At 72.2% G+C, this 16,094-nt stretch carries 16 protein-coding genes; 4 read left to right on the top strand and 12 right to left on the bottom strand.

Annotation, left to right across the window (positions count from 1 at the left end; genetic code table 11):
- Positions 1–70: 70 nt before the first annotated feature.
- On the top strand, positions 71–1,156 hold the full coding sequence (locus tag CLV43_RS18725; RefSeq protein WP_106188498.1) for an alkene reductase: 1,086 nt from the start codon (positions 71–73) through the stop codon (positions 1,154–1,156).
- Here CLV43_RS18725 and CLV43_RS18720 read toward each other — a convergent pair.
- Complete coding sequence (locus CLV43_RS18720) at positions 1,143–2,123, bottom strand: helix-turn-helix transcriptional regulator (protein WP_106188497.1); 981 nt, start codon at positions 2,121–2,123, stop codon at positions 1,143–1,145. The genes CLV43_RS18725 and CLV43_RS18720 overlap by 14 nt on opposite strands.
- A gap of 63 nt (positions 2,124–2,186) precedes the next feature.
- On the opposite strand from CLV43_RS18720, the gene CLV43_RS18715 reads away from it, so the two are divergent.
- Positions 2,187–3,329: an epoxide hydrolase family protein gene (locus tag CLV43_RS18715; RefSeq protein ID WP_106188496.1), complete on the top strand. Its 1,143-nt coding sequence runs from the start codon at positions 2,187–2,189 to the stop codon at positions 3,327–3,329.
- Positions 3,330–3,367: 38 nt separating this feature from the next.
- Here the strand turns inward: CLV43_RS18715 and CLV43_RS18710 are convergent, their stop codons facing one another.
- The 8 genes from CLV43_RS18710 to CLV43_RS18670 all read right to left on the bottom strand — a co-directional run bounded on the left by CLV43_RS18710 (position 3,368) and on the right by CLV43_RS18670 (position 9,801).
- A complete protein-coding gene (locus tag CLV43_RS18710; protein WP_211304410.1) occupies positions 3,368–4,201 on the bottom strand; it encodes an ABC transporter permease in 834 nt (277 codons plus the stop codon).
- Between the two features lie 3 nt (positions 4,202–4,204).
- Positions 4,205–5,173 carry an ABC transporter ATP-binding protein gene (locus tag CLV43_RS18705; RefSeq protein ID WP_106188494.1) on the bottom strand — a complete coding sequence of 323 codons (969 nt, stop codon included), beginning with the start codon at positions 5,171–5,173 and terminating at the stop codon, positions 4,205–4,207.
- Positions 5,170–5,586 carry a lasso peptide biosynthesis B2 protein gene (locus CLV43_RS18700; protein WP_106188493.1) on the bottom strand — a complete coding sequence of 139 codons (417 nt, stop codon included), beginning with the start codon at positions 5,584–5,586 and terminating at the stop codon, positions 5,170–5,172. The genes CLV43_RS18705 and CLV43_RS18700 overlap by 4 nt, the downstream gene beginning before the upstream one ends.
- Positions 5,583–5,843, bottom strand: a complete 261-nt coding sequence (locus tag CLV43_RS18695; RefSeq protein ID WP_106188492.1) for a lasso peptide biosynthesis PqqD family chaperone — start codon at positions 5,841–5,843, stop codon at positions 5,583–5,585. Before CLV43_RS18695 ends, CLV43_RS18700 begins: the two co-directional genes overlap by 4 nt.
- Positions 5,843–7,693, bottom strand: coding sequence for an asparagine synthase-related protein (locus CLV43_RS18690; RefSeq protein ID WP_170155897.1), 1,851 nt, complete (start codon positions 7,691–7,693; stop codon positions 5,843–5,845). Before CLV43_RS18690 ends, CLV43_RS18695 begins: the two co-directional genes overlap by 1 nt.
- A gap of 130 nt (positions 7,694–7,823) precedes the next feature.
- The gene (locus CLV43_RS18680) at positions 7,824–7,955 is read right to left on the bottom strand and encodes a lasso RiPP family leader peptide-containing protein (protein ID WP_106188489.1); all 132 of its coding nucleotides are present in this window, start codon (positions 7,953–7,955) and stop codon (positions 7,824–7,826) included.
- 149 nt (positions 7,956–8,104) lie between these two features.
- On the bottom strand, positions 8,105–8,878 hold the full coding sequence (locus CLV43_RS18675) for an ABC transporter permease subunit (RefSeq protein ID WP_106188488.1): 774 nt from the start codon (positions 8,876–8,878) through the stop codon (positions 8,105–8,107).
- The gene (locus tag CLV43_RS18670; protein WP_106188487.1) at positions 8,875–9,801 is read right to left on the bottom strand and encodes an ABC transporter ATP-binding protein; all 927 of its coding nucleotides are present in this window, start codon (positions 9,799–9,801) and stop codon (positions 8,875–8,877) included. Before CLV43_RS18670 ends, CLV43_RS18675 begins: the two co-directional genes overlap by 4 nt.
- A 167-nt stretch (positions 9,802–9,968) precedes the next feature.
- On the opposite strand from CLV43_RS18670, the gene CLV43_RS18665 reads away from it, so the two are divergent.
- Both CLV43_RS18665 and CLV43_RS18660 read left to right on the top strand, forming a co-directional pair.
- Positions 9,969–11,204 carry a sensor histidine kinase gene (locus CLV43_RS18665; RefSeq protein ID WP_211304409.1) on the top strand — a complete coding sequence of 412 codons (1,236 nt, stop codon included), beginning with the start codon at positions 9,969–9,971 and terminating at the stop codon, positions 11,202–11,204.
- Complete coding sequence (locus CLV43_RS18660; protein WP_106188486.1) at positions 11,201–11,875, top strand: response regulator; 675 nt, start codon at positions 11,201–11,203, stop codon at positions 11,873–11,875. The genes CLV43_RS18665 and CLV43_RS18660 overlap by 4 nt, the downstream gene beginning before the upstream one ends.
- Position 11,876: 1 nt before the next feature.
- Here the strand turns inward: CLV43_RS18660 and CLV43_RS18655 are convergent, their stop codons facing one another.
- From CLV43_RS18655 to CLV43_RS18645, 3 genes are read right to left on the bottom strand one after another with little or no spacing between them, the layout of a single operon-like run.
- Complete coding sequence (locus CLV43_RS18655; RefSeq protein WP_106188485.1) at positions 11,877–12,539, bottom strand: response regulator; 663 nt, start codon at positions 12,537–12,539, stop codon at positions 11,877–11,879.
- Entirely contained in the window at positions 12,536–13,270 is a 735-nt protein-coding gene (locus CLV43_RS18650) for a sensor histidine kinase (RefSeq protein ID WP_146174801.1), read from the bottom strand. The genes CLV43_RS18655 and CLV43_RS18650 overlap by 4 nt, the downstream gene beginning before the upstream one ends.
- A complete protein-coding gene (locus tag CLV43_RS18645; RefSeq protein ID WP_106188483.1) occupies positions 13,267–15,948 on the bottom strand; it encodes a ferritin-like domain-containing protein in 2,682 nt (893 codons plus the stop codon). Before CLV43_RS18645 ends, CLV43_RS18650 begins: the two co-directional genes overlap by 4 nt.
- Positions 15,949–16,094 lie beyond the last annotated feature (146 nt).

The following is a 16,094-nucleotide window of genomic DNA, read 5'->3' as shown; positions in this document are numbered from 1 at the left end:
AATAACTGGTCGACCAGGAGCGCCACCAGCCCCGCGTCCTGATCCACCCCTCAGCACAAGGAAGCCGCCCATGACCACCCAGCCCCTGCTCCAGCCCGTCCGACTCGGCGCGCTGGAGCTCCCGAACCGCGTCGTCATGGCCCCCATGACCCGTGCCCGCGCCGACAACGCCGAGCTGGCGCCCACCGACCTGCAGGCGACCTACTACGCGCAGCGCGCCTCCGCCGGGCTGATCGTCACCGAGGGGACCTGGGTGAGCCCCGAGGCGATCGGCTTCACCAGCGTCCCCGGCATCTACAGCGACAAGCAGACCGCGGGGTGGGCGAAGGTCACCGAAGCCGTCCACGAGGCGGGCGGGCGGATCTTCTCCCAGTTCGGGCACGTCGGAGCGGTCTCCCACCCCGACCACCTCGGCGGCCGCCTGCCCGCGGGCCCCTCGGCCGTCAACCCCGGCGAGACGTCCTTCACCCCCTCCGGCCCGAAGGACACCCTCACCCCGCGCGCCTACACCGCCGCCGAGATCGCCGACACCATCGCCGACTACCGCCGCGCGGCCGAGAACGCCCGCCGCGCCGGTTTCGACGGCGTGGAGCTGCACGCCCAGGTGTCGCACCTGATCCCGCAGTTCCTCAACCCCCGTCTCAACCAGCGCACCGACGCCTACGGCGGCAGCAGCGAGAAGCGGGCCCGGTTCCTCCTGGACGTCCTCGACGCCGTCGGCGACGTGTGGGGCGGTGACCGCGTCGGCGTGAAGCTGTCGCCCGGCTGGACCAGCGGAACCGCGTTCACCGCGGACGAGGAGACGCTCGCCGACTACGACCAGCTGCTCAAGAAGCTCGACGACGACACCCTGGCCTACCTCCACCTCGTGGGCGCGCCCGGCACCATCGAGGAGCGCGTCGCCCTCTTCTCCCGCTACCGCGCGCACTACCAGGGCAACATCATCGCCAACGCCGGCTTCACCAGGGACCTCGGCAACCAGATCCTCGACCACGGCGGTGTCGACGCGGTCTCCTTCGGCGCCCCCTTCATCGCCAACCCCGACCTCGTCGAGCGCTTCGAGCAGGGCCACCCGCTGGCCGAGGACGACCGGGAAACCCACTACGGCGGCCACGCCGAGGGCTACACCGACTACCCCGCCTTCACGGCGGGCTGAGCAGGGCACGGGTGGGCGCGTCGCCCGCCGCGCGGCGGAACCTCGTGGCGAGGCGGGCGAACGCCACCGCGAGCTCGTCCCCGTCGACCACCTCGACGTCGACGTCGAGCTGCGCCAACCACAGCGCCAGCCCGTCCGGGTCGTCGGAGCCCAGCTCGACCTGGCACGTGGACTCGTCGACCACCTCGACGTCCACCGGGATGCGGATCTTCGCGGCGAGCTCGGCGGCGGGGGTGTGCACGAGCAGACGGGCGCGGTACTTCCAGGCCCCCTTGCTGATGCGGCCGACGACGTACTCGACGACGTCGTCCTGCGGGATCGCACGCGGTCGGAACCGCGCGCCTGTCGGTGTGCGCGGGACCATGCGGTCGACCCGGAAGACCCGCCAGTCGTCGCGGTCGAGGTCCCACGCGAGCAGGTACCAGAGCGCTCCCCAGGTCACCAGCCGATGCGGTTCGGTGTGGCGCGCCTCCTCGTCGCCCCCTGGTTTCGTGTAGCCGAACCGGAGTCGTTCGTGGCCGCGGATCGCGGCGGCGACCGCGCCGAGGACCGAGAGGTCCAGCGGTGGCTCGATCCCCGGAACGACGCTCGTCGCCTCGCGCACGGCCTCGACGCGCCGACGCAGGCGTGAGGGCAGCACCTGCTCCAGCTTCGCGAGCGCGGTCAGCGACGTCTCCTCGACTCCGCGCCCCTGGGTCGCGACCGCGCCCAGTCCGACCGCGACGGCGACGGCCTCGTCGTCGTCGAGCAGCAGCGGGGGCATCGCCGTCCCGGCGGCCAGCCGGTAGCCGCCCGCGACACCGGGGCGCGCGGTCACGGGGTAGCCGAGGGATCGCAGCCTGCCGATGTCGGCGCGCACGGTCCTCGTGCTCACGTGGAGCCGGTCGGCGAGTTCGCGGCTCGTCCAGTCGCGCTTGAGCTGGAGCAGCGACAGCAGTTCGAGCAGACGGGCCGAGGTCTCCAGCATGGTCTCGATGATCCCAGCAATCGCGGAACCTAGCCTTCCGCATTGCCTGGCACCGTCCGCGTCATGAACGAGCACAACGCACTCACCCCGTTCCGCGTCGACATCCCGCAGACGGATGTCGACGACCTGCGCGACCGGCTGGCCCGTACGCGCTGGCCGATCCCCGTGCCGGGCCGGGACGACCGCACCGACTTCAGCCGAGGCATCCCCTTGGTGTACTTGAAGGAGCTCGCCGAGTACTGGCGCGACGGGTTCGACTGGCGTGCGCAGGAGCGGAAGCTCAACGAGCACGAGCAGTTCACCACGGTCGTCGACGGCCAGACGTTCCACGTCGTCCACGTCCGGTCGGCCAACCCGGAGGCCACGCCGCTGGTCCTGAACCACGGCTGGCCGGGATCGTTCGTCGACTACCTCCGGCTCATCCCGCTGCTGACCGACGAGTTCCACGTGGTCATCCCCGCCCTGCCCGGCTTCGGCTTCTCCACCCCGCTGTCGGGGACCGGCTGGGAGCTGGCGCGGACGACCGACGCCTACGCCGAGATCATGACGCGCCTCGGTTACGACAGGTTCGGGGCCCACGGCACAGACGTCGGCGCGGGCACCACCGGCCGCCTCGCGGCGACCCACCCCGAGCGCGTCATCGGCACGCACATCGGCAGCGACCCCCGGTTGCTCGGCCTGCTCGGCGTCAAGTTCCCCTTTCCCGAGGGGCTGTCCGACGCCGAGGTCGCCCAGATCGAGGCGGTGCGCACCCGGGACGCGGCCGATCACGGGTACCTCCTGATGCAGGACCACCGTCCCGACACGATCGGCCCCGCGCTCACCGACTCGCCGGTCGCCCAGCTCGCGTGGATCGCCGAGAAGTTCCGGACCAGGTCCGGCGACGGCTACCGGACGCCGGACGAGACGGTCGACCGCGACCAGCTCCTCACCAACGTCAGCCTGTACTGGTTCACCCGCAGCGGCGCGTCGAGCGCGCAGTTCTACTACGAGTCCGAACACTCCGCACTCGACCTGGTCATGGCCTCCGGCGTGCCGTCCGGCTGGGCCGTGTTCGACACCCACCCCCTCCTGCGCCGCGCGATCGACCCGCGGAAGATGATCGGCCACTGGAGCGAGTTCACCGAAGGCGGCCACTTCCCCGCGATGGAGGAGCCGAAGCTGCTCGCGGACGACCTCCGCACGTTCTTCCGCGGCATCTCCTGACCTGTCCTGGTCGACGAAGTGCGCCGTCCGAGGCCCTGTCAGTCGGTGTGGGCGAACCGCTTGCTCGCCACGGTCACGGCGAGCGCGGCGAGGAGGGCGACGAGGCCGAGCTCCAGGGTGAGCGGGGGAGTGGTGCCCCACCACTGGGGCCCGGTGTCGCCGGGGAGTCCGGCGGTGCCACCGGGCATCGTGCGGCGCACCGCGTCGACCGCGTAGGTCATCGGGTTGGCTTGGACCGCGACGGCGAGCCAGCCCGGTAGGCCACTGGCGGGGAAGACCGCTCCGGACAGGAACAGCAGCGGTGTCATGGCCAGGTTGATGACGACCTGGAAGGACTCGATGCGGCGGATGCAGACCGCGGCGAGCACTCCCATCGCGGTGAAGGTGAAGGAGATCAGGGCGAGTTCGAGCACCACCAGGACGAGCCGCGGGCTGTAGGGCACGCCGACGACTCCGGCGAGCGCCAGTACGCACAGTCCGTAGAACGTGCCGGCCGTCGCGCCGCCCAGGCAGAGCCCGGCCACCAGGGCGCCGCGGCGGACCGGTGCGACCAGCATCTGCCGCAGGAATCCGGACTGGCGGTCCCAGACGATCGAGATGCCGACCGCGAGGGCGGGTGCCTGCACGGCCATGAACAGCACTCCGGGGAACAGGTAGCCGCGGAAGTCCGCGCCGCCCATCACCGCGCTCAGTCCGGTGCCCAGGATCAGCAGGAACACCAGGGGGCCGACGAGTGCCATGGCCACCCGCAGTCGGTTGCGGCCGAACCGGATCACCTCCCGCAGCCACAGCACGCGCACCGCGCGCAGCTCCCGGCCGAGGCGCGCGGTGTGCACCGGTGCGGGGGCCGCGGGGTCGACTGTCCTCGGCACGATTCAGCTCCTCGATCCGACCGCGGGACCCGCCGTCCGCGGACCGGGTTCGCGGATGGTGCGCCCGGTGTGGTGCAGGAAGACCTCGTCCAGCGTCGGCTCGGTGACGACCACCGAGTGGACCGGCACGGTGAGCTCGGCGCACAGCCGGGGGACCAGGTGGGCGCCGTTGGCGGCCCGGATGCGCAGACCCTCGGCGCCGACGTCCCCGTCGAGGCCGAACCGGGTCCGCACAGCACGCAGGGCGGCCTGGTCGTCGCCGGTGCGCAGCGTCACCAGGTCGGTGCCGACCACCGCCTTCAGCGCCGCGGGTGGCCCCTCGGCCACCACGCCGCCGCGGTCGATGATCGCGATCCGGTCGCAGTTCTCGGCCTCCGACAGGTGGTGCGTGGTCAGGAAGACGGTCAGGCCCGCCTCCTCGCGCATCCGGTGCAGGTGTTCCCAGATCGCCACCCTGGTCTGCGCGTCCAGTCCGGTCGTGGGCTCGTCGAGGAATAGCACCTTGGGCGTGTGCAGCAGTCCTCTCGCGATCTCCAGGCGTCGGCACATGCCGCCGGAGAACAGCCGGACCGGGTCGTCGCGGCGGTCCGCCAGGTCGACGAGGTCGAGCATGGTGTCGATCCTCGTGCGGGCGTGGCGGCGGGGGAGCCCGTACAGCTCGGCCTGGAAGCGCAGGTTCTCGACCGCGGTCAGGTCGGCGTCCAAAGTGGACTCCTGGAAGAGGAGTCCGATGTTCTGCCTGACCTCGTCCGGGCTGCGCAGGACGTCGTGCCCGGCGACCTCGGCGCGCCCCCTGGTGGGGCGGATCACCGTGCACAGCATGCCGATCGTCGTGCTCTTGCCCGCCCCGTTCGGGCCGAGGAAACCGAAGACCTGCCCCGGTGCCACCTCCAGGTCCACCCCGTCGACGGCCGTCCGGGCGCCGTAGTCCTTGCCGAGCCCGGTCGCGCGGACCACGGCGTCGTCGGTCACGAGCCGATCCGGACGGTCATCGTCGGGTGGAAACCGGCCATCCCGTCGACCTCCCCGACCGGGACGCCGTCCACCTCGACCCAGGCGTGCGCCCGGAACGGTCGGGTGCGGACCCCGGTGCACCAGTCCGGCCACCGACCGCTCATCCGGCACAGCAGCACCGTGGCGACCGACCGCTGGAGGCAGCCGTGCCCGGCGCACCGGGCGCTGACCGAGACGGTGGCCCGTCTCGCGCGCAACGCCTGTGTCGCGGTCGCGGGTCGGGCGCCACGGCTGAGCACCCGCAGCACCTGCCGCAACCGCAGCGGCGGCAACAGGATCAGCAACCGGGCCAGCGCGACGGCGCAGCGGGTGGTGACGTGGCGACTCCAGGAAAGCCTGCTGCGGGGCTCGGCCACGACCTGGACGGTCATGACGCCACCACCAGTCGGGCCTCGGTCAGGGTGGCCAGCAGGGAGTGCACGTCCTCCAGCGCTCGGCCGGCCGACTCGGGGTACTTCTCGACCAGCCGGCCCGCCGCTTCCTCGGGAGTGCTCCCCGCCAACAGCGACCGGAGGCTGGCCGCCCCCGTCCGGTTGAGCAGCCAGTAGCCACCGTGCCGCTGGTCGAGCAGCACCAGGCCCTCGTCCACGTCGGTGGCCGACACGTCGGGCAACAGCACCACGGACATCACAGGTCTCCCATCGGCACGGCGGGAACGGTGGACTGCGAACCAGGAGGGGCGGAACTGGGCGAACGCAGCCAGTTCTCGCAGGACAGGGTGTTCTCCAGGTGGATCAGCTGGCCGATCTTGGCACCGGGGTCGAGCGTCGCCGCGCGGAGCAGCCGGTGGTCGACCAGACCGAGCCTTCCCAGCGCCAGGTCCTCGCACATCCCGACGAGCGCGCGGCGGTTGCGGCGCAGGCCGTCGTAGGCCTCGGCGCTGTACTCGCCCTTGGTCCGGCGGGCCAGGACGGCTTCCGGCAGCACACCCCGCATCGCCTCGACCAGGACGGGCTTGTAGAGGCCCCTGCCCGCCCGGTCCTCGATCCGGACGGACAGGGTCGCCTCGACGACCCGGTCGTCGAGCAGCGGCGCCTCCCAGTCGACCCCGAAGCCGCCCAGCGCCAGCCGCATCTGCCGCACCGCACCACCGCTGTACACCGCGTACTCGATCATCTGGTGCCGGACCTGGTCCTCTGCCAGCGGTTCGGGGTGCGCATCGGCCGCCTCGCGGAGCATGCCGCGCACCGCGTCGGCCGCCTCGGGAGTGGTCCACGTGGGCAGCCGCCGCCACCCGCCTCCCCAGCCGAGCCCCGGATCGGAGTCCGGAGGAGGCGGATCGGTGAGCACGTCCGCCGCGGTGGCCAACGACCGGGCGAAGGGGGACCGGTCCGCCAGTCCCCGGATGGTCGCGGCCAGCCCCCACCGGTTGGCGACCCTGCGGTGGTGGATCTCGGGCAGGCTCCGCAACGGATGCCTGCGCACCAACGACCACAGGTAGGTGGGCAGGGTGCTGAACAACTCGTCGCCGCCGACTCCGATGAGGTGCGTGTCGGCTCCGTCAGCGGCGTCCGCGCGTGCCTGGTGCTCGGAATGCAGCCGGTTGCGGTCCCAGGACAGCGGGCCCTCCACGTCGTCGCCGCGGTCGACCGGACCGCCCTGGCCCTCGTACCAGGTGGGCGCGTCCTTCGGGGCGACCACCCGGTGCCGGGCCTCGGGCAGCATCGCCGCCGCCTTGCGGGCCCACTCGGTGTCGTCGTTCGCCGCGGCCCGCGCCTGCCAGTGGTGGGTGATCAGGTCCGTGCCCGCCGCCGCGGCCAGGAAACACAGGCTCGTCGAGTCGAGGCCGCCGGACAGGTCGGCCCCCGTTGTCCGCCCGGCGACCCTGACGGCGACCGAGTCCATCAACGCCGCCCTCAGCACCCCGGCGACCTCGCTGAGGGGCTGGTCCGCGGCGGGCGGGCGCCACCAGCGCACGGTCCGGTGCCCGCCGTCCGGCGTCAACCCCAACCAGTGCCCGACGGGGACCTGGTGCACCCCGGTCCACATCGTGCGCAGGCTCAGCGGCCACGGGGCCGCGGGAACCACCAGCCGCAACGCGAGGGTCCGCTCGTCCAGGTCGGCGCCCCTGAGCGCGGCCAGCGGCCCAGGGGAGTCGGCGGCCACCGCCACGCCGTCGACCTGTGCGTGGAAGAGCTGCCGAGCGGTGGAGATGCTGCCCTGGCCGCGGACGTCGCCGTCGACGGAGGCGAGCAGGTGGACGGCGCCGGGCAGCTTCGCGGCTACCACGTCGAGGCCGTGCAAGGAGTTCACGTGCCCGAGCACGCGTTCGGTCGACCCGGTGTCGAGCCGGGTGCGGCCGAACACCGCCAGCCTGCGTCGGCCCGCTGTGACGAGCGCCAGTTCCCCTGGCGACCAGTTGCCGACCAGCCACGGGCGGCCGGAGTCGTGCGGGACGACCCGTGCCGCTCCGAAGCGCGCGGCCCGCCGCGCCAGCCCCTCGGACGCCGGGTGATCCGGGAGCATCAGGAAGTCCATGGTCCATTCCCCCCAAAGGCTTCGGTTCGCGACTTCACCGTTCGGTGCCGGGACGGCGGTGGTGGGTGCGACCCACTACCGTCGTCCCGCGGGTGGCCGGTCGCGTCCTGGCCACCGCCGTCTCACCGGATCAGATGAGCGCGTGGAAGTAGAACGTCCAGTCCACCGGGTCCCTGGCCGGCGGAATTCCCAGCGTGACGCCGGCGAAGTCCCCCGCCTCGATCGCGGTGGGCGGCTCGTAGACGCCGTCCTCTGCGGTCATGTTGTCTCCTCCCCCCTGAAGCTAGAAGGTGTCGAACCGGGGCCCCGTTCTCCACCAAGGCCCCGTGTTCTGGCTGGCAACGCGACTGTATGGCGGCCGTTGTCCCGGTTTCGTGGGACCACGGCCCCACTCCTGCCCCAAAATCCCGGTCACGCGTCGCGCCGGGTCAGCAGCACGTAGCCGCCGCCGAGCGCCACGACCGCCCAGGCGGCCATGACCAGCAGGCCGGTCCACGGGCCGAGCGGCGAGTCCGGTCGCGGCGTCGCCACCATGATCTGGTGCCCGGCCTGGTCGGGCAGGTACTGGCCGATCTCCCGCACCACCGGGACGTGGCCGAGGATGTTGGAGACCACGAAGAAGAAGGGGATCAGGGTGCCCAGTGACAACGCCGCGCTGCGCAGCATCGTCGCCACCCCGATCGAGAACGCGCAGATCAGCGTCAGGTAGAGCGTGGAACCGACGAGTATCCGCGACTCGTCAGGGCCCAGCAACGGGCCGCTGCGCGATCCCAGCGCGACGTGCGCCGCGAGGTAGGCCCCGGCCACAGTGACCGCGGAGACCACCAGGGCCAGCGCCGTGCCGACGAGGACCTTGGCGCTGTAGAACGTCCCGCGACGCGGCACGGCGGCCAGGGAGGTGCGGATCGTGCCGCCGCTGTACTCCGAGCAGACCACCAGCACCCCGAAGGCGACCAGCAGGATCTGGCCGTAGACGACCGAGCCCACCGCGAACTCGGCGGTGTTGAAACCGCGTTGGTCGGCCACGGGCATGCGGTCGAAGGAACCGCGCAGGTAAAGGCCGAACGCGACGCTCAGGCCGACGGAGGCCACGACCGTCAGCAGCAGCGGCCAGGTCGTGGAGCGGAGGGTGCGGGCCTTGGTCCACTCCGAGGTGAGCACGGCCTGCTGGACCGTCGCGGTCATCGACGTCCTCCTTCGGGCAGGTCCCCGGCGTGGTACTCGACCGCTTCGGCGGTGAGTCGCATGAACGCCTCCTCCAGCGAGGCGGCCTGCGGGCTGAGCTCGTCGACGATCAGCCCGTTCACCGCGGCGAGCTCGCCGATGGTCCGCTGCCGCGGGCCGCGGGCCTCCAGGGCACCGTCCGCCCCCGTGCGCACCTGGATCCCGGCCGCGTCGAGCACCTGGCGCATCCGCTCCGGCTCCGGGGTGCGGATCCGGGTGTAGGACGAGGCGTCGCGCTGGACGAACTCGGCCATCCCGGTGTCGGCGAGCAGACGGCCGCGACCGATGACGACCAGGTGGTCCGCGGTCAGCGCCATCTCGCTCATCAGGTGGCTGGAGACGAACACCGAGCGCCCCTCGGCGGCCAGTCCCCTCATCAGGGTGCGGATCCAGTGGATGCCCTCCGGGTCCAGCCCGTTGACCGGCTCGTCGAACAGCAGCGCGTCCGGGTCGCCGAGCAGTGCTCCCGCGATGCCGAGGCGCTGGCTCATGCCCAGGGAGAACTCGCCGACCGGTTTGTCCGCGACGCTGTCCAGCCCGACCAGCTCGATCACCTCCCGCACCCGTCGCCTGCCGATCCTGTTGCTCTGCGCCAGCCACAGCAGGTGGTGGTAGGCGGTGCGGCCGCCGTGCGCCGCGCCTGCCTCCAGCAGCGCGCCGACGCGGCGCAGCGGGTCGCGCAGTCGCCGGTAGGGCTTGCCGTCGATGCGCGCCGATCCCGTGCTCGGGCGGTCCAACCCCATGATCATCCGCATGGTGGTCGACTTGCCCGCGCCGTTGGGACCGAGGAAGCCGGTCACCCGACCTGGCAGGACGTCGAAGTTCAGCCCGTCCACGGCCACCACGGAGCCGTAGCGCTTGGACAGGTCCCGTATCTCGATCATGCGGACAAGGCTGGCCCGTGCGGGGGACCGGCCGCATCGGCGCGGGACCCGAACTCCGCGCTCCCCCCGGAGGGTGAGGGGGAGGGTGCTGTCGGGCGGAACTCGGCCGCGGGGATGTCGGACCACGGTCCGAGGCGTGGACCGGCCCAGCCCACTACGGTCGGTGGGTGGACGACGACGACTGGAGCTCGCCGTTGGCCAAGCGGTTGCGCCGAGGAGGGCTGATCGGTGTCGACTGCGCGGTCGCGACGACCTACACCCTCGTGCTGTTCCTGGCTCCGGGGATCGGACCGGACGCGGGCCTCCCGCTGTGGGCCAGGTGCTTACTGGCCGCGGGCATCGGACTGCCCGGCGCGGTGCGACGGGTCTGGCCGCTGCCCGTCTTCGTCCTCGTGGTCACCCTGACCACGGTGTCGGTGGCGATGGGCCTGACCAACGAGCCCTTCCTCGCCACGGCGTTCGCGGTCTACCTCGTCGCGCTCACCGCACCCCGCCGCATGTGGCTGCCCACCCTGGGCATCGCCTTGTGCAGCGCGGGTCTGGTGCTGCTGGAGGTCGTCCTCGGCAGGCCCGGCTGGCAGCCAAGCGCTCCGGGGTGGTTCCTGGCGGGCTTCGCGGTCATGGGTGTCGCCTGGACGCTCGGCAGGACGGCGCGGGAACGTCGGGCGTCGGCGGCGCGCGCCGCCGACGCGTCGACCGAGCGCGCGGTCGGCGAGGAGCGCCTGCGCATCGCCAGGGAGCTGCACGACATCGTGGCGCACAGCATCGGCGTGATCGCGGTCAAGGCCGGGGTCGCCAGGGTCGTGGCCCACCGCGCGGGTCGGCACGGCGGCGACGCCGATCCCGGTGACCAGGCCGCGGAGGAGGTGTACGGCGCCCTGTGCACGATCGAGACCACCAGCCGCAGCGCGCTCGAGGAGATGCGCCGGATGCTCGACGTCCTCCGTTCGGCGGCGGACGCGCCACGGCCTCCCGACGAGCTCGCGCCCGCGCCGGGGCCCGCCGACCTGCCGGAACTGGTGGACCGGGTGGGCATGGTCGGTGTCCAGGCGCACCTGGACGTCCGCGGGGTGGCCGACCTCCCGCAGGGGGTCGGGTTGTCGGTCTACCGGATCGTGCAGGAGGCGTTGACCAACGTCGTGAAGCACGCGGCTCCCGCGCGGTGCCGGGTGACCGTGGACGGGTCCGACCGGGAAGTGCTCGTGGAGGTCACCGACGACGGACACGCCGCCGGGCCGGGCCGGAGCGGGTCGCCCGGCGGCCATGGTCTGATCGGGATGCGCGAGCGGGTCACCCTCTACGGCGGCGACTTCAGCTCCGGGTGGTTGCCGGGTGGCGGGTTCAGGGTGACCGCCAGGCTCCCGTACGCGCCGGAGCACGGCCCCGCGCGGGAGTCGTCGTGAGCGGTCCGGTCCGGGTGCTGGTCGCCGACGACCAGGCGCTGCTGCGGGGCAGCTTCCGGGTCCTGATCGACACGGACCCCGGCCTCACCGTGGTCGGGGAGGCGCGCGACGGTGTCGAGGCCGTCGCCCTCGCGCGCTCCGAGAAGCCCGACGTGGTCCTGATGGACGTGCGGATGCCGGTCATGGACGGGATCGAGGCGACCAGACGGATCTGCGGTTCACCGGACACCGACGACGTGCGGATCCTCATCCTGACCATGTTCAACCTGGACTCCTACGTGTTCGCCGCGCTGCGGGCGGGCGCCAGCGGGTTCCTGCTCAAGGACGCGCCGCCGGAGACCCTGCTGGACGCGATCCGGGTCGTCGCCGACGGCGACGGGCTGCTGTCCCCGACCCTGACCCGGCGACTGATCACCGAGTTCGCCAGTGGACAGCAGCCCGCGCCGCCGCGGGTCGGCACGCTGTCGGGCATCACCGGTCGCGAGCGCGAGGTGCTGGTGCTGATCGCCCGCGGCATGACCAACGCGGAGATCGCGGCCCACCTGCACCTGAGCCCCGCCACGGTGAAGACCCACATCAGCCACCTGCTTGGCAAGCTCGAGGCGCGCGACCGGGCCCAGCTCGTCATCGCCGCCTACGAGACGGGACTGGTCTCGCCGCGGGCCCGCTGACTTACACCCCCAGTCCGGCGTCCTTCGCCCTCAGGATCGCCGCGTCCCGGTGATCCACCTGAAGTTTCCGGAACACCCGCGTGATGTGGTTGCGGACGGTCTTCTCGGCGACCACCAGCTGGCGGGCGATGTGCCGGTTGCTGCGGCCCCTGGCGATCAGGTCCAGCACCTCCAGCTCCCGGTCGGACAGCTCGGGGAAGGCCGCGCGGCTGGGCACCTCGTGCACCGCGGAGAAGTAGTCCCGCAGCCTGCTCGCCACGGCGGGACCGAACACGGCGCCACCGGCGGCCACCGTGCGGATCGCCCACAGCAGCTCGTCGCGGGACACCCCTTTGACGAGGTAGCCGTGGGCCCCCGCGCGCAACGCGGCGACTACCAGGGCGTCGTCCTGGGTCGCCGACACCACCAGCACCCGAGGCGCCTGCCGACCGTTCGGCGGCTCTCCGACGATCGTCCTCGCGATGTCGATCCCCGAGTGGTCGGGCAGTCGGATGTCCAGCAGCACGACGTCCACCGCCGGGTCGGACTCCCGCAGCAGCCCCAGGGCCTGCTCCCCGGTCGCGGCCTCGCCCGCGATGCGGAGGTCGGCGGCGTCCTGCAACGCCGTCCGCACCCCGGATCGGAACAGCGGGTGGTCGTCGACGAGGAGGACTTGGACGGTCATGCCGGACCACGCGGCAGCACGGCGCGGACCAGGGTTCCCGCCGTGCCGTCCATCCGCAGCACCACGACGCAGCTGCCGCCGAGCTCCTCGGCGCGGCGGCGCATCGAGAACAGCCCGGTGCCGTCGCCCCACCAGCCCGCCGGTGGTGGCCCGGCACCGTCATCGGCCACTTCGAGCACCACGTGGTCGTCGCGGAGGAAGAGCCCGACGTCCACGTGACGGGCATCGGCGTGCCGCAACACGTTGATCAACGCCTCCGCGGCGATGCGGTAGGCCGCCAGTTCGGTGGCCTCGGACAGCGCTGGCGGGTGGTCGGGCACGGTGACCGCGACCGCGGTGCTGGTGTGCGACGTCCGGGCGGCCAGCATCCGCAGCGCCGTCGACAGGCCTTCGCGTGCGAGGTCGGGTGGTGGCAGGCCGTCGATGGTCCGCCGGATCTCGTCCATGGTGCGCGCGGTCTCCGCCGCCGCGTCGAGCACCAGCTGCCGGGCGACCGGGTCGTCGGTCAACCGGGCCGACGCGGTGTCGAGCCGCAACCGGATGCCCGCGAGGGTGGGACCGAGGTCGTCGTGCATGTCCCGGTGCAGGCGCTCCCGTTCGCGGGCCAGGACGCCCGCGCCGGTCCTGGACACGACCAGGTCGCGCGCCTGCCCCGTGAGCACGGCCAGTTCGTTCGAGAGCGCCCGCAGCCGGACCAGCAGCTGCCTGGTCCCGTCCCGCAACTCGGTCACCACGGCACCGCCGAACTCTGGAAGGCGGGTCCGGCCACGGTGCCCGGTTCCAGGCCGGAGGGCAGCTCCAGCAGCTTGCCCGCCTCCACCTCCAGCGAGTACATCAGCCCCTGGACGTCGGCCAGCTCCTGGGGGTTGCCGTCGAAGATCCGGTCGAGGCCGGTGAGCATCTTCGTGTAGGTGGCGTTCACGACGTCCGCCTGCGCCTTGGCCCGTGACCCGTCCTGCAGCAGGCTGGCGTCGGGGTCGTCGACCATCGGGTGGACGTCGTCCGGGTCGAAGCGGACCGGCGCCCCCTCGTACACCCACCTGCCCTCGTGGTCGCGAACGAGCCGCCTGCCCTCGACGATCTCCTTGAACCGGTAGTAGTGGCCGAGCTCCCCGGACGCGGGCCGGGTGTCGGCGTCGAGCTCGTGGGGACTGCCCTCGCCCTGTTCGATGATCTCGTGGATGGCCAGCAGGGCGGTGTGCCGATCCGTCACGCGGAAGAGCGTTCCCGGCGCCCCCGGCCAGCTCACCTGCCGCGCGGGGTCCCCGGCGAACAGCGTCCCGCCCTGCTGGGCGAGCTCGCGGTCCAGTCCGATGACGGCGCGGGCGAGTTGGTTGTAGAACCAGCCGATGGTCATGGTGGGGTACTCGGCCTTGTCGAACCACGCCGCCAGCCCGTCCAGCTCCGCCTCCGAGGCGGCCAGCAGCTCGCCGGTGTCGGCCACCTCGATCCTGGACCTGTCCAGTACGGCGCCGGTGAAGCGACGGCCGTCGACGATCGGGTGCTCGGGTTGCTCGATGGCCAGGAAGACGTCCCTGATGTGCTCGACGGAGCACCGGCGCAGCCGCACCTCGAGGTCCGGCAGCACCGGTCCAGGAAGCCGACCGGGGTACACCGGCACGAAACCGGGACGCCCGATCCGCGGGCGACCGCCCACCGCGTTGAGGAGGTTGCCGACCAGCGCCATGTGCAGCATCTCCTGCCGCACCACACCGCGGATGATCTCGGCGACCTCGACGTTCCGGTTGGGCTTCAAGGAGAACAGGGCGCACAGGTAGGGCGGGATCACCGCCTGCTCCACGAGCAGCGCCTGCTGCAACGCGGACCGCAGCGCCTCGGGGGTGTCGATCCGCAGCACCGCGGGCACGGGACCGCTGTCCAGCCACCTCAGGACCATGTCCCGTTTCGCCGGGGACAGCGCCCTGGTCACCGGCATGTGGTTGGGGTGCGCGACGGGCAGGCTCAGCGCGTACTTGATCGCATCCCGGTACCGCACCACGTCGTGGTGGTTCGACAGGTCAAGGACCTTGCGCATGGCGGGGTACAGGTTGGCGTACCGCTGGAAGATCGGCTGCACGTCGGCCACCCAGGTGGGGTGCTCGGGTGCCTGGTAGAGCTCGGTCACCAGGACGTGCAGCCGGCCCTCGACCGGACTCCCGACCGGCCCGTAGGGCACCGAGAAGGTCCGGCCGTCCCCGAACGGGCCGGGAGGTCCCGGATCGCCGCCGACCAGCGTCACCTCCGCCCTGCCCCGCACGTCGGTGGTCAACAGGTGCGGGTGGTCCAGTCCCGGCGTCTCGTCCGCCCCGCCCAGGGTGATCTCCACCCCGGCGGCCGGGCTGCCCAACCTGGTGGCGTGCAAGGTGGTCGACGCGGTGGCCTCGGCTCCGCCGGGGTGGAGCCGGAACACCGGGTCGTCGGCGCGGAGCATCGTCGCGTCGGCGTTCTCCGCCAGCAGGACGACCGGTCGCGCCGCGGAGTCGACCACGGCGATCCTGGTCGACACGACGGCGGCCACCTGCTCGGCGGTGAGCCGGACGTCCGCGATCCCCGCGCGGGACTCGAGGAACTCCTCGTCGACGGTGCCCAGCGCGGCCACCCGACGGGGAACGCCGTCCGGTGGCAGGACGGCCAGGTGCAGCGGGCCGACGGAAGCCACGGGTCCGCCCGAGGTGGCCACCGGGAGGCTGTTGGCGAGGTCGACCGACACCACTCCCGAAGTGGTGTCGACCCGGCACGGCGCGTGGTTGAACGTCCCACCCGCCTGCCTGCGGAGCCGCCGGGAGGCGACGAAGTGGCGCGGTTCGTCGGGTCCCGCCGGGCCGATCGCGCCGATCACCCGGCCGTAGGTGATCCGCGGACTGCTCGGGTCGATCTCGGCCCGGTCCGTCGTGAACTTCACGGAGAGCAGTCCGGCGGCGGAGGCCTCCCGCAGCTCGGCCAACGGGGCATGGGTGGTCTCCTCCGCCCACACCACGTTGGTCAGCACCGACTGGTAGGCCGCGCTGAGGTCACCGGGGCGGCCGGGGTCGAACCGGGACCAGAGGTCGTCGAAGGCGGCGGGCTCGAAGTCCCCGCGGAAGAGCTCCGCTCCCGCCGCGTCGACCAGCCGCACCCGCAGTCCGAAGATCATGGAGACCTGCTGGTCGTTCACGTCGAGGTCGACCAGCTTGGCGCTGACCCTCGCGTCGTCCTCGGTCACTTGGCCGCCGATGAGCGGGTCGTCCGCGCCGGTGGAACCGTCGGCGCGGACGAGGCTGGTCACCGTGCACCCGACCAGCCGGAACGATCCGGTGCCCAACGGGTTCCACATGCCGTTGAGCTGTCCGGGCAGCACCATGGGGCGCTGGAACCTGGGCTCGAAGTTGTTCGGATCGTGGTAGAGCTCGATGTTGTCGACGGTCGGCACATCGGCCTGAAAATTGCCGCTGAAATGAATTCTCGGATATTCCAGGTAAGACACACATCCCCCTTGTGGCAATCACGTCAGTCGTGAGCCGCGGGACCGTGGCGCGGGCAGCCCAAGGGGACGGGACGATCCGGTCCGACGATCCC

Origin of the sequence: Umezawaea tangerina, from assembly GCF_003002815.1 — a bacterium.
Classification (GTDB): Bacteria; Actinomycetota; Actinomycetes; order Mycobacteriales; family Pseudonocardiaceae; genus Umezawaea; species Umezawaea tangerina.
The sequence above is the reverse complement of the archived record's forward strand: the minus strand, read 5'-3'. Positions and strand labels throughout refer to the sequence as shown.

What these genes read in the sequence shown, in the direction of transcription:
- CLV43_RS18700 (WP_106188493.1), bottom strand. Translation starts at nt 5,586, where the DNA reads ATGACCGTCCAGGTCGTGGCCGAGCCCCGCAGCAGGCTTTCCTGGAGT.
- CLV43_RS18690 (WP_170155897.1), bottom strand. Translation starts at nt 7,693, where the DNA reads ATGGACTTCCTGATGCTCCCGGATCACCCGGCGTCCGAGGGGCTGGCG.
- CLV43_RS18725 (WP_106188498.1), top strand. Translation starts at nt 71, where the DNA reads ATGACCACCCAGCCCCTGCTCCAGCCCGTCCGACTCGGCGCGCTGGAG.
- CLV43_RS18695 (WP_106188492.1), bottom strand. Translation starts at nt 5,843, where the DNA reads ATGTCCGTGGTGCTGTTGCCCGACGTGTCGGCCACCGACGTGGACGAG.
- CLV43_RS18720 (WP_106188497.1), bottom strand. Translation starts at nt 2,123, where the DNA reads ATGCTGGAGACCTCGGCCCGTCTGCTCGAACTGCTGTCGCTGCTCCAG.
- CLV43_RS18680 (WP_106188489.1), bottom strand. Translation starts at nt 7,955, where the DNA reads ATGACCGCAGAGGACGGCGTCTACGAGCCGCCCACCGCGATCGAGGCG.
- CLV43_RS18655 (WP_106188485.1), bottom strand. Translation starts at nt 12,539, where the DNA reads ATGACCGTCCAAGTCCTCCTCGTCGACGACCACCCGCTGTTCCGATCC.
- CLV43_RS18715 (WP_106188496.1), top strand. Translation starts at nt 2,187, where the DNA reads ATGAACGAGCACAACGCACTCACCCCGTTCCGCGTCGACATCCCGCAG.
- CLV43_RS18670 (WP_106188487.1), bottom strand. Translation starts at nt 9,801, where the DNA reads ATGATCGAGATACGGGACCTGTCCAAGCGCTACGGCTCCGTGGTGGCC.
- CLV43_RS18675 (WP_106188488.1), bottom strand. Translation starts at nt 8,878, where the DNA reads ATGACCGCGACGGTCCAGCAGGCCGTGCTCACCTCGGAGTGGACCAAG.